14 protein-coding genes are annotated in these 11660 nt (G+C 74.3%); 7 read left to right on the forward strand and 7 right to left on the reverse strand.

The window, feature by feature from the left end:
• Nucleotides 1-135: 135 nt before the first annotated feature.
• Both ACWEJX_RS36040 and ACWEJX_RS36045 read right to left on the reverse strand, forming a co-directional pair.
• The gene (locus tag ACWEJX_RS36040; RefSeq protein ID WP_451611629.1) at nucleotides 136-564 is read right to left on the reverse strand and encodes a type II toxin-antitoxin system Rv0910 family toxin; all 429 of its coding nucleotides are present in this window, start codon (nucleotides 562-564) and stop codon (nucleotides 136-138) included.
• A gap of 72 nt (nucleotides 565-636) precedes the next feature.
• Nucleotides 637-858, reverse strand: coding sequence for a hypothetical protein (locus tag ACWEJX_RS36045; protein ID WP_451611630.1), 222 nt, complete (start codon nucleotides 856-858; stop codon nucleotides 637-639).
• 198 nt (nucleotides 859-1056) lie between these two features.
• On the opposite strand from ACWEJX_RS36045, the gene ACWEJX_RS36050 reads away from it, so the two are divergent.
• The 3 genes from ACWEJX_RS36050 to ACWEJX_RS36060 all read left to right on the forward strand — a co-directional run bounded on the left by ACWEJX_RS36050 (nucleotide 1057) and on the right by ACWEJX_RS36060 (nucleotide 3867).
• Nucleotides 1057-1653 (forward strand): Clp protease N-terminal domain-containing protein, encoded by a 597-nt coding sequence (locus ACWEJX_RS36050; RefSeq protein WP_451611631.1) that lies wholly within the window; start codon nucleotides 1057-1059, stop codon nucleotides 1651-1653.
• Between the two features lie 41 nt (nucleotides 1654-1694).
• Nucleotides 1695-2693, forward strand: coding sequence for an EamA family transporter (locus ACWEJX_RS36055; protein WP_451611632.1), 999 nt, complete (start codon nucleotides 1695-1697; stop codon nucleotides 2691-2693).
• 187 nt (nucleotides 2694-2880) lie between these two features.
• A complete protein-coding gene (locus tag ACWEJX_RS36060) occupies nucleotides 2881-3867 on the forward strand; it encodes a DMT family transporter (RefSeq protein ID WP_451611633.1) in 987 nt (328 codons plus the stop codon).
• On the opposite strand, the gene ACWEJX_RS36065 is transcribed toward ACWEJX_RS36060, so the two are convergent.
• Both ACWEJX_RS36065 and ACWEJX_RS36070 read right to left on the reverse strand, forming a co-directional pair.
• A complete protein-coding gene (locus ACWEJX_RS36065) occupies nucleotides 3864-4508 on the reverse strand; it encodes an FMN-binding negative transcriptional regulator (protein WP_451611634.1) in 645 nt (214 codons plus the stop codon). The genes ACWEJX_RS36060 and ACWEJX_RS36065 overlap by 4 nt on opposite strands.
• 25 nt (nucleotides 4509-4533) lie before the next feature.
• Entirely contained in the window at nucleotides 4534-5256 is a 723-nt protein-coding gene (locus ACWEJX_RS36070; RefSeq protein WP_451611635.1) for a pyridoxamine 5'-phosphate oxidase family protein, read from the reverse strand.
• A gap of 23 nt (nucleotides 5257-5279) precedes the next feature.
• On the opposite strand from ACWEJX_RS36070, the gene ACWEJX_RS36075 reads away from it, so the two are divergent.
• On the forward strand, nucleotides 5280-6611 hold the full coding sequence (locus ACWEJX_RS36075) for an aminotransferase class I/II-fold pyridoxal phosphate-dependent enzyme (protein WP_451611636.1): 1332 nt from the start codon (nucleotides 5280-5282) through the stop codon (nucleotides 6609-6611).
• Nucleotides 6612-6761: 150 nt separating this feature from the next.
• Here the strand turns inward: ACWEJX_RS36075 and ACWEJX_RS36080 are convergent, their stop codons facing one another.
• Nucleotides 6762-7808, reverse strand: coding sequence for a DMT family transporter (locus ACWEJX_RS36080; RefSeq protein ID WP_451611637.1), 1047 nt, complete (start codon nucleotides 7806-7808; stop codon nucleotides 6762-6764).
• 75 nt (nucleotides 7809-7883) lie between these two features.
• Between ACWEJX_RS36080 and ACWEJX_RS36085 the strand changes: the two genes are divergently transcribed.
• Nucleotides 7884-8819: a LysR family transcriptional regulator gene (locus tag ACWEJX_RS36085; RefSeq protein WP_451611638.1), complete on the forward strand. Its 936-nt coding sequence runs from the start codon at nucleotides 7884-7886 to the stop codon at nucleotides 8817-8819.
• Between the two features lie 143 nt (nucleotides 8820-8962).
• Here ACWEJX_RS36085 and ACWEJX_RS36090 read toward each other — a convergent pair whose 3' ends face one another.
• Complete coding sequence (locus ACWEJX_RS36090; RefSeq protein ID WP_451611639.1) at nucleotides 8963-9430, reverse strand: pyridoxamine 5'-phosphate oxidase family protein; 468 nt, start codon at nucleotides 9428-9430, stop codon at nucleotides 8963-8965.
• Between the two features lie 85 nt (nucleotides 9431-9515).
• Here ACWEJX_RS36090 and ACWEJX_RS36095 point away from each other — a divergent pair, with 85 nt between their 5' ends.
• Nucleotides 9516-10166, forward strand: a complete 651-nt coding sequence (locus ACWEJX_RS36095; RefSeq protein ID WP_451611640.1) for a cysteine hydrolase — start codon at nucleotides 9516-9518, stop codon at nucleotides 10164-10166.
• Here the strand turns inward: ACWEJX_RS36095 and ACWEJX_RS36100 are convergent.
• Nucleotides 10153-10554, reverse strand: a complete 402-nt coding sequence (locus ACWEJX_RS36100) for a Rieske (2Fe-2S) protein (protein WP_451611641.1) — start codon at nucleotides 10552-10554, stop codon at nucleotides 10153-10155. The genes ACWEJX_RS36095 and ACWEJX_RS36100 overlap by 14 nt on opposite strands.
• A 278-nt stretch (nucleotides 10555-10832) precedes the next feature.
• Here ACWEJX_RS36100 and ACWEJX_RS36105 point away from each other — a divergent pair, with 278 nt between their 5' ends.
• Entirely contained in the window at nucleotides 10833-11240 is a 408-nt protein-coding gene (locus ACWEJX_RS36105; protein WP_451611642.1) for a VOC family protein, read from the forward strand.
• The last annotated feature ends 420 nt before the right edge of the window (nucleotides 11241-11660 follow it).

Genomic DNA, 11660 nt, shown 5'->3' on the forward strand with positions numbered 1-11660 from the left:
GCGGGGCCGGGGCGCCCCCCCCCCCCGGCGTGCCCGGGGGGCCGGGGGGGGCCGGGGGGGGGGGTGTTGGGCCGGGGGCCCGCCGGGCCCCCGGCGCGGGGGCCCCCTCCTCCGTCGTACGGTACGAGCCGCCGCTCAGCCGACCAGGCCGGCGAGCTTGCGCAGCGACTCGGTCAGCGCCGCCGTCGCCGAGTCCTTGAGCTTGCCCGCCATCAGGGAGACGGCCGCACCCGTGAACTCCCCGTCGATCCGTACGGTGGTGGCCGCGCCGTCCGCGCTGAGCGAGTAGCGCGTCCCGACGTTGACGCCCATCGGGCCCTTGCCGCGGATCGCGAACACCCGGCCCGGCTCCAGCTCCTCCACGGTCCACAGCACCTCGGCGGGGAAGCCCATCAGCTTCATGTTCTCCGTGAAGGTGGCGCCGGCCTCCAGGGCGGCCGGGCCGCCGTTCGGGAAGTTCGTGTGGGTGGCGTTCCACTCCCCGTACGAACCGAAGTCGGTGAGCTGCGCCCACACCTTCTCGGACGGTGCCTCGATCCGTGCCTCCGCGCTGACTTCGGCCATGGGAACCACCCCTTCACGCGTACCAGTCGGGCCTGTCGGTGTCGCGGAACGTAGCCGGAGCGGCGCGAACATTCAATACTGATGAACCGTCAGTTCGGTGGTCTCGTCGTCGACGCCGTCGATCCACCAGATCTGCGCGGAGTCGAACCGGTCCGAGGCGCGCGGCCCGCCGCTCTCGTCGTGGCAGTGGAACGCGGCCCAGAACAGATCGGCCGGCAGTGCCTCCCGCGGTGCGTACACCCGGTAGACGTACTGCCGCCCGTCGAGCGCGAGCAGAGCCACCATCCAGAACATGTCCGAAGGACGATACGGGGCGGGCACGTGGTTGCGTCCGGGGCGCAATGCAAGGCGGCGCGCGCCCCCTGGGGGAGAAGCCGCGCGATCTCATCCGTGAGGAGGAGGAATCGCTCGCGCGTGCCCGACTCTGGAGGGACGCGAACATGCTCCTCGGCGGGGATGCCCCGAGGCGGGTGGGTTTGATGAGGTGGAACCGTGCACAGTCCTGTCCCTCAACAGCCGTCCGCCCCGAACGTCAGGCACCGCAGCGGCCCCGGCTCCGGGCCCCAGGTGCCGTGGTCGCTGCCCGCCGCCCGCCGCGCCGAGCTGGAGGGCGTGCTGACCGCGGAGCTCCTGACGGCGGTGGCCGGCGCCCGGCGGCGGGCGCTGCGGGACGGCGACCGGCAGATCGACACCGCGCACCTCCTGCACTCCCTGGTCGAGGCCGATCCCGAGACCGGCACCGCCCTCGGCGGCCCGCCGCAGCACGCCCGGGTCCTGGGCTATCTCGTCCAGCGGTCCATCGGCTACGGGCTGCGCTGGCAGCGCTCCGTCGAGGACACCGGCTCCGCGCTGCCCGCCGTCAGGGGCGCCGAGACCGTCTCCTCCGGCTGGTCCCCGGCGGCCGCCGCCGCGCTCGCGGGCGCCTGCGAACGGGCCGCCCAGCGCGGCGACCGAAGGGTCCGCGGGCTCGATCTGCTCGCCGTGCTCGCCGCCGATCCCGGCAGCCGGGCCGCCGAGGTGCTGCGCGCCGCGGGGGTCGACCGGGCCGCGCTGGCGGCCCGGATCGAGGAGCTGTCTCAACAGGTGTAACGGGGGTTACGCCCCTGACCGGGTCCTGTCATCATGGCCCGATGCACGCGTCTCAGGGGAGAAGCGCCGGCCTGGGACTCGCCCTGGCATCGGCCTTCGCATTCGGTGGTTCAGGAGTGGCGGCCAAGCCGCTCATCGAGGCGGGCCTCGACCCGCTCCACGTGGTGTGGCTGCGGGTGGCCGGCGCCGCCCTCGTCATGCTGCCGGTGGCCTGGCGCCACCGCGACCTGGTGCGCCGCAAGCCCGCCCTGCTCGCCGGCTTCGGCCTGCTCGCCGTCGCGGGCGTCCAGGCGTGCTACTTCGCCGCCATCTCCCGGATCCCGGTCGGCGTGGCCCTGCTCATCGAGTACCTCGCCCCCGCCCTCGTCCTCGGCTGGGTCCGCTTCGTCCAGCGGCGGCCGGTCACCCGCGCCGCGGCCGTCGGTGTCGTCCTCGCCGCCGGCGGCCTCGCCTGTGTCGTGCAGGTCTGGTCCGGGCTGAGCTTCGACCTCCTCGGCCTGCTGCTCGCGCTCGCCGCCGCCTGCTGCCAGGTCGGCTACTTCGTGCTCTCCGACACCGGCAGCGACGAGGCCGACTCCGCCGACCCGCTCGGCGTCATCGCGTACGGACTCCTCGGCGGCGCCCTCGTCCTCACCCTCGTCGCCCGCCCGTGGGGCATGGACTGGTCGGTGCTCGGCGACACCGCCGACATGAACGGCACCGACGTCCCGGCCTGGCTGCTGATCGGCTACATCGTGCTGGTCGCCACCGTCCTCGCGTACGTCACGGGCGTCATCTCGGTGCGCAAACTCTCCCCGCAGGTCGCCGGCGTGGTGGCCTGTCTGGAAGCCGTGATCGCCACCGTCCTCGCCTGGGTGCTGCTCGGCGAACACCTGGCGGCGCCGCAGATCCTCGGCGGCGCGGTGGTCCTCGTCGGCGCGTTCATCGCGCAGTCCTCGACGCCCAAGGCCGCGGCGCCCGAGCCGGTGGCCGGATCGGCCGCGTCCGCCGCGGAGGGGGTCGCAGCGGCCGAGGTGGCGGCCGGGCGGACCGCCCCGTAGGGTGCCGACCATGCACTCGACCGTTCTGCCGCCTCCCGCCGCCTAGCGCGGGCGGCTCCTTCCGCTGACGAAGACCGGGCTCGGGCGTGCCGACACACGGCCCCCGAGCGGTTCGTCGCTGCCCGCGCGCGAAGCCGAGCGACCAACCCACCCCGTCTTCACACGGATTCACGGAAGAAGAACGCGCGTGTCGAACACGTCTGTCACGCCTGCCTCCACCCTCTCCACCGGGCGGAGCCTCACCTATCTGATCGTCGCCGGAATCGCCTGGGGCACGGCCGGCGCCGCCGCCTCCCTGGTCTTCCGGGCCAGCGACCTGGGCCCCCTCGCCCTCTCCTTCTGGCGCTGCGTCGGCGGCCTCGTCCTGCTGCTCGGAGCGCTCGCGCTGCGCCGCGGACCGAAGGCCCCGGCCGCTCCCGAGCCGCCGCGGCGGCGCCTGGTCCGCATCCTCGGCACGGGCATCGGCCTGACCGTCTTCCAGAGCGCCTACTTCGCCGCCGTGCAGGCCACCGGGCTCGCCGTCGGCACCGTCGTGACCCTCGGCGCCGGCCCCGTGCTCATCGCGGCCGGCGCACGGTTGCTGATGGGCGAGCGGATCGGGGCGGGCGGGGCGATCGCCGTCGCCGGGGCGCTCGCCGGGCTCGGTGTGCTCGTCCTCGGCGGGCTCGGGGACGGCGGCACCGAGGTCCGGCCGCTCGGCGTCCTGCTCGCCGTCCTCTCCGCCGCCGGTTACGCGGCGATCACCCTGCTCACCCGGTGGCTCGGGCGCACCGGCGGTGGCGGGGCCGCGCTCACCACCACCACCTGGGCGTTCGCGATCGGCGCCGTCGGTCTGCTGCCCCTGGCCGCCGCCGAGGGACTCGTCCCGCACACCGACGACCCGGCGCGGGTGCTCGGCCTCCTCGTGTACGTGGCTGCCGTGCCGACCGCCCTCGCCTACGCCCTCTACTTCGCCGGAGCGGCCGTGGTCCGCGCCGCGACCGTCTCCGTGATCATGCTCCTGGAGCCGGTGAGCGCGGCGGCCATCGCGGTCACGCTGCTCGGCGAACGCCTCACCGCCGCCACCGTCGCCGGCACCCTGCTGCTGCTCACCGCCGTCACCGGCCTGGCCCTCACGGAGACCCGCACGGCGGCGGGCCGCCGCAATCGCGAGGCGGTGGCGGTGGCGTCCTAGCGGGAGGAGCGGCGGCGGAGCTGATGGGTCCGGGCCGCCGCGTCGCCGGGGCCGGCGCGCTCGGCGAGGCGCTCCGAGACCCGCTCCTGCACCTCCACCGGCTTGTTGCCCGCGTACTTGAACTTCGCGCGTACGTCGGTCACTTCGAGCCGCAGGACGCGGATGCCCGCGAGCATCCGGCCGAACGGCGCCTCGCCCGGGCGCACCGGCGCCGTGCCGCCCTCCGGCTGGAAGTGGGCGACCTGCCGGTTGAGCAGGGCCGCCTTCTCCTCCGGTTCCTCGACGATGTGCGCCGTGCAGCGCAACTGCACGGCCGCGTAGTACGAGGTGGGGGTGCCGTGCTCGGTGGGCGCGCCGTCCGGGGCGGTCCAGTGGCCCGGCACGTACACGTAGTCGTCGACGACGCTCAGCAGCACGGTGGGACTGCGCTCCAGGTCGTGCCAGAGCGGGTTCGGGCGGGCGAGATGGGCGATCGCCTGCCCGAACGGGCCCGGCTCGGCCTCGTAGCGGAAGTGCATCGGCTGCACCCACGGCGGCTCGCCGTCCGCGCCGTTGACCGCGAGCTGGCCGAAGTCGTGGGCGGCGAGCCAGTCGCGCCACTCGCCCTCGTCGTGGGCCGCGTCCCAGGGGTGGATCAGCATGGTGTCCCTCCGCTGTCAGGCGCCGTCAGAGCGCGGCGAGGTAGCCGGGCAGGGCGACGGCCGGGTCCAGGTCGGCGGCCGGCTCGGGCGTGCCGTAGCTCTTCCGGACCGGGATCACACCGGCCCAGTGGGGGAGCGCGGCGTCGTCGGGCTCGTCGTTGGGGCCGCCGGTGCGGACCTTCGCGGAGACCTCGGCGAGGTCGATGCGGAGCACGGCGGTCGCGGCGAGCTCCTTGGCGTTGCCGGGCCGGGAGTCGGCGGCGCGGCCGGGCACCACGTGGTCGACGAGCGCGTCGAGGGCGGTGCGCAGCTCCTCGGGGTCGGTGACCTGGTGGGCGGTGCCGTGCACGACGACCGAGCGGTAGTTGATCGAGTGGTGGAAGGCGGACTTGGCGAGGACCAGGCCGTCCACGTGGGTCACGGTGAGGCAGACCGGCAGGCCCGGAGCCTCCTCGCGGGCGCCGTCGACCGCACCCGTGCCCTGGGCGGCCATGCGCATCGGCCGGGAGCCGGTCGAGCCGTGCACGTAGAGGACCTCGCCGACCCGGCCGTAGAGGGTCGGGAGCACGACGGGCGCACCGTCGCGGACGAAGCCGAGGTGGCAGAGGTAGGTCTCGTCGAGTATCGCGTGCACCAGCTCGCGGTCGTAGGAGGCCCGTTCGCGGGAGCGGGTGGGGACGGTCCGCTCGGTGGGCTCGTAGCTCGTGGTGGCCGTCATCGCGTCCGTCGCCGACATTGCGTACTCCATTGCACTAGTGCATACTGGGCTTTGTGCTAGGAGAGTATCTGATCGAAGGTCGTCGCGCATCGGAGATCGCCGCCAGTGTCGAGCGCGGGGTCGGCTCCGGGCACCTCGCGCCCGGACAACTGCTTCCGCCCATGCGGGAGTTGGCGGCCTCCCTCGGGGTGAACCCGAATACGGTCGCCGCCGCGTATCGCACCCTGCGCGAGCGCGGGGTGATCGAGACCGACGGGCGCCGCGGCAGCCGGGTGCGGCCCGCGCCCGCGACCACCGCCCGCGGCTCGATCCGGGTCGAGGCGCCCGAGGGCGTCCGCGACGTCAGCAACGGCAGCCCCGACCCGGCGCTGCTGCCGCCGCTCGACACCGTCCTCGCGGCGGTCGCGCGCGAGTACGCGGAGAGGCCGCCGATGTACGGGGAGGCGCCGGTCGACGAGGAGTTCGCGGCGCTCGCGCGGGCCTCCTTCGACGCGGGCGGGGTGCCGGCCGGGCCGGTCGGCGTCGCGTCCGGCTCGCTCGACGCCGTGGAGCGGGTGCTCGCCGCGCAGCTGCGGCCGGGCGACGCGGTCGCCGTCGAGGACCCGGGCTGGGGCAGCCTCCTCGACCTCGTACCGGCGCTCGGGCTGCGGCCCGTGCCCGTCGCCGTCGACGACGAGGGGCCGCTGCCGGAGTCCGTGGCGCGGGCTCTGCGGGCCGGGGCGCGGGCCGTGATCGTCACCGACCGGGCACAGAACCCGACCGGCGCGTGCGTCACCGCCGAACGCGCCGCCGCGCTGCGCGCCGTCCTCGACGACCACCCCGACGTGCTGCTCGTCGAGGACGACCACGGTCACGGCATCGTGGCTCAGCCGCTCCATCCGCTCGCCACCGGGCGTGGCAAGTGGGTCTTCGTACGGTCCGTCGCCAAGGCTTGGGGCCCCGACCTGCGGATCGCCGCCTTCACCGGCGACGCCGAGACCGTCGACCGCGTCCTCGGGCGCCAGCGCCTCGGCCCCGGTTGGGTCAGCCGGCTGCTCCAGCGCGCCGTCGTCCACCTGTGGCGCACCGGCGCCCTCGACCCCGACACCGTCGCGGCGTCCTACGGCGCCCGGCGCGACGGCCTCGTCCGCGCCCTCGCCCGCCGGGGCGTCACGGCCCACGGCCGCAGCGGCATGAACGTCTGGGTCCCGGTCGCCGACGAGACCGGCGCCGTCGCCCGCCTCCTCGCCCGCGGCTGGGCCGTCGCCCCCGGCGCCCGCTTCCGCCTCTCGGCAGGCCCCGCCGTCCGCCTCACCGTCTCCGGGCTCACGCTCGCCGACATCGAGCCACTGGCGGACGCGGTGGCGTACGCGGCGGGGCCGGCGCCGGCGCGGAGCTATGGGTGAGGTCGGGGTGAGGGGTAGGGGGTGAGCTGCGGGCGGGGTGGGTCCCGCCGCATGCCGGTCCGAGGCCCGCGACCGTGGCCGTACCGGCCCAGGGGCCGCACGCCGCGTACTTCTCGCGGACACGGCCGCCCTGCTCCGGCGAGCCGCGCGCTACCTGGCGACAGGCCGGGATTCGGCCGCCGGCTCGCGGACCGGTTCGTGAACCGGTTCGCGGATCGGTTCGCCGGTCTCGCCGGTCTCGCCGGACCCGGCGGCCACCGGGGCGGCGGCCCGCTCCCCGGCCGTGCGGCGGGGGCCGCGGGTCTGGGTGAGGGCCGCGCCCGCCAGGACGACGAGGGCGCCCACCGGGGTGTTCCACGTCAGGTGCTCGCCGAGGACGGCGACGCCGGCGGCCGTGGCGATGACCGGGATGAAGTACGTGACCATGGCCGCCGTCGTGGGGCCGACCTCCGCCACCACGCCGTACTGGAGCAGCATCGCGTACCCCGTGCCGAGCGCGCCGAGCGCGATCACCGAGAGCAGCGGCAGGAGCTCGATCCGGCTCGGCCAGGTGGTGAACAGCGGGGTGACGAGGGCGAGTTGGAGGGTGGCGAGGCCGACCTGGGAGCAGGCGAGGGAGAGGTTCGAGGAGCCCGTGCCGGCGAGGGTGCGGCGGACGTAGATCCAGCCCACCGCGTAGCTGAACGAGGCGAGCAGGGCCAGCGCCGTGCCCGTGACGTCCAGGCCGGAGAAGCCCTGCCAGGCGCCGAGCACGGTCAGGACGCCGATGAAGCCGATGCCCAGGCCCGCGGCCCGCACCCGCGTCGGGCGGTCCTCGGAGAGCGCGACCAGCGAGAGGACCATGCCCCACAGCGGGGTGGTGGCGTTGCAGATGCCGGCGAGCGTGGACGGGATCGTCAGCTCGGAGTAGGCGAAGAGCGAGAACGGCAGCGCGTTGAGCAGGAACGCCGCCACCGCCAGATTACCCCAGGTGCGCGCGCCGCGCGGCAGCCGCTCGCGCTTCACGAGGAGCGCGACGACCAGCACCGCCGTACCGAAGAGGAGCCGGCCGAAGGTCACCTGGAAGGGGGCGAAGCCCTCCGTGCCGACCTTGATGAAGAGGAAGCTGAAGCCCCAGATCAGGGCCAGGACGCCGAAGCGGACGCGCCAGCCGACCGTACGGGTGGGGCGGGTGGGGGAAGCGGAGGGGCTGCTCATGTCCCTCAGGGTCGCCGACCTCGACCTCGTAGTACAAGCGAGAATTCCTCGACCCGATGTCTTAGCATCGCTTACATGTTGAATCTGGAGCGCCTGCGGACCCTCGACGCCGTCGCCCGGCACGGCTCGGTGAGCGGCGCCGCCGAAGGGCTGCACGTCACGACCTCCGCCGTCTCGCAGCAGCTGGCCAAGCTGGAGCGCGAGATCGGCCAGCAGCTCCTCGCCAAGAACGGGCGCGGGGTGCGGCTCACCGACGCCGGGCTGCTGCTCGCCGAGCACGCGGCCCGGATCCTGTCCCAGGTCTCCCTCGCCCAGGCGGACATCGAGGCGCAGCGCGGCCAGGTGGTCGGCGAGGTGCGGATCGCGGCCTTCCCGACGGCGATGCGCGGGCTCTTCCCGACCGCGATCCGCGCGCTGCGCGCCGCCCACCCCGAGCTGCGCGTGCACACCGCGGAACTGGAGCCGGATCTCGGGGTGCGCGAGGTGCTGCGCGGGGACAGCGACCTCGCCGTCGTCCTCGACTGGAACAACAAGCGGGCTCCCCTCCCGGCCGGGCTCGAACGGGCCCATCTGCTCGACGACTCCGCCGACGTGGCCCTGCCCGCCGACCATCCGCTGGCCGGGCGGGAGACCGTGGACCTGGAGGACTTCGCCGACGAGGAGTGGGTCTCCTGGCCGGCCGGCGAGTTCTGCCACGACTGGCTGATCTTCACGCTGCGCGGCAAGGGCATCGAGCCCCGGATCGCCCATGTCGCCGGCGATCACCACACCCAGCTCGCGCTGGTCGCCGCCGGGCTCGGGATCTGCGTCGCGCCCCGGCTCGGCCGGCCCGCGACCATGGACGGCGTCGCCTTCGTGCCCGTACGGCAGCCGGTGCGCCGCCACATCTACGCGACCTGGCGCACGGATGCCGGCCGCCGGCCGTCCATCCGTGCGGTCGTGGACGCGCTGCGGGCGGCCGGTGCGCCGGCGGCCGGGCAGGAGCTGTCCGGCCGATCGAGGCGGTCCTAGGGTCTCGCCGAGTCGTCCGAGTCGGCTGAGCCCGCCGAGTCCGCCGGGGCGGTCCTAGGGTCTTGGCGAGTCCGCCGAGTCGGCCGAGTCCGCCGGGGCGGTCCTAGGGTCTTGGCGAGTCCGCCGAGTCCGCCGAGTCGGCCTCAGCCTTCGGCGAGCTTGCGGAAGTCCCAGGAGGCGACAACTGTCGGGGTGAGCCGCAGCCAGGCGTGCCGGCCGTCGTGCGGCATGGCGTCGAGGCCGAAGTTCTTGGCCGCGAACAGGCGCTCGGGTGCGTCCAGTTCGGGGCAGGGCTCGCCGGTGCGCGGCGCCTCGCCCACGAACTCCACGGTGCCCGACAGCTCCGCCCCGCGCAGCTCCCCGTACGCCTCGCCGTCGTCGACCAGGACCGAGACCTGCGGCCGGGTGTTCAGCTCGGCCCAACGGCGGCTGCGGGTCAGGGAGTAGAGCCAGAGCGAGGTGCCGTCCCACGCGAACCAGAGCGCGCTGAGGTGCGGGCGGCCGTCGGCCGAGACGGTCGCGACCCGGCAGGTGCGCTGCTCGGTGAGGAAGGTGTCGAGCTCGGCCGGGGTCATCATGATCCGGCGGCCGTGGCGCTGTGCGACGGTCATCGTCCGCACCCTTCTGGATTTCTGATGGAGTGTCAGAAATCATGCTGCCACCGCAGTCGAGGTGCAAGGGGAGGACGTCATGGTCATGACCCGGTCCGAACGGCTCAGGGAGCAACTCGCCCCGGACGGCACCGTGCTGCTCACCGTCGAATGCCAGCAGGGCGTCGTCGGACCCCACAGCGCCCTGCCCGAACTCGCCGCCGCCGCGCGTGAGTCGGGCGCCCTGGAAAACGTCGCCCGGCTCGTCCAGGCCGCGCACGAGGCCGGCGTGCAGGTGCTGCACGCCGTCGCCGAACGGCGCCCCGACGGGCGCGGCGCCAACGGCAACGCCCCGCTCTTCCGCGCCGCCGCCAGGCTCCCCGTACAGCAGCACACCGGAAGCGCCGCCGTACGGATCGCCGAACCCATCGCGGTCGCCGAGGAGGACCTCGTGGTGCGGCGGCTGCACGGGCTCTCGCCGATCGCCGGGACCGACGTCGACGCGCTGCTGCGCAACCTCGGCTGCCGGACCCTGGTCGTCACCGGCGTCTCCGCCAACGTCGCCGTCCCGAACGCCGTCTTCGACGCCGTGAACCTGGGCTACACCGTCGTCGTGCCGAGCGACGCCATCGCGGGCGTGCCGGCCGACTACACGCCCGCGATGGTCCGCCACACCCTCGCGCTCGTGGCCGGCATCGCCACCACCGACGAGGTCCTCGACTGCTGGAAGTCCCCCGGGCGGGTCAGCCGAGCCTGATCGTGTCGCCCGACACCTCGATCGGCGTCGGCTCCAGGGGCCGGGTCGCCGGACCCTGCTTCACGCTGCCGTCCGAGGCGTCGAACCTGCTCTGGTGGCACGGGCAGACGATGACCCCGTCCGCCACGCTGCCGACCGTGCAGCCCTGGTGGGTGCAGCGGGCGGAGAAGGCCAGGAACTCGCCGGCCTTGGGCTGGGTGATCACCACGCCCTTGTCGGCGAGCACCTTCCCGCCACCCACCGGGATGTCACCGGTCTTCGCGAGCGGCGCGTTCTCCTCGACGACCTGCTTGCCCCCGTCGTCCCCGCCGCCACAGGCGGCCAGCGCCGCCGCCAACCCCGCCGTGCCCGCCGCCGCGACGACCGTCCTGCGCGCCACACCGCTCATACCGCAACCCCTTTGATCACCGTCGTGCCGGATGTACGCGCGCCATCGTGCCCGACGCACCCCCTGCGGAACGAGCCCTGCGCCCACCCGAACGGCCGTACAGGGCGATTCCGGCGATGGCGAAGGCGGTGACAACGGCGAGCGTCCCGCGGGACGCGATCCGTCCGGGCACCGCGCGACCGGAGGGCGGCGCCCGGTAGGGCGGCCCCCGTGCTCCGACGGCAACCGAATGACAACTCCCCTTGTCTGCAAAGGGCGTGAGCGGGCAGACGCAGACCATGACCGTCTCCAAGACCGCAGTCCTCGTCCTCGACAGCACCGAACCCGAACCCCTCGCCCGCTTCTACGCCGAGCTGCTCGACGCCACCGTCGAGCCGAGCTGTGGAGACCCCGACCTCCTGCTGATCTCCGACGCCACCGGAATCGTCCTGGGCATCCACCGCGACCCCGGCCACGCGCCGCCGAGCTGGCCCCGGCCGGACGACTCCCAGCAGGCCCATCTGTGGATCGTCGTCGCTCCCGACGCGCTCGACGAGGCCGAGCGCGAAGCGGTCTCCCTGGGCGCGCGCCCCGTGACCGCCGAGCAGAGCGGCACCCGGACGGACCGGCGCACCGATGCGCGCCGCTTCATGGACCCCGCCGGGCACACCTTCGTACTGGCCCCCGTACACGGTGTTTCGCCGTGACACCGACGGGCAGCCGCTCCCCGTGCCGGCCCCTCCGCACGAGGTGGCCCGCACGAATACACCGCACGTGACAGGAGGAGACCATGGGCCACCACGAGCGCCGACGAACCCTGCCCGCGGACACGCCGCCACGGACCACCCCCTCCGAAGCCGTCGGCGAAAGCGGCGACGCGGAGGCGCGCCGAGAGGCCGAGGAAGCGGAACGGAGCCGCCGGGGCGAGGCCGCGGACGACGAGGGAGGCATGAGCGCCAAGCGCCAGTCTCCGGGCCTGGGACGCGAGGAACAGCGCCGACCGCTCGGGCGGAGGGGTGACGCGGAGAGGGACTAGGTGTATTGATCACGAGCGTTGTTGACACTGGTCTGGTCTTGAACATGGCGAAGACCTCCGGTGTGGTGGGAGCTGTCTAGGAACTCACCGC

The organism is Streptomyces sp. NPDC004788 (genome assembly GCF_053601115.1).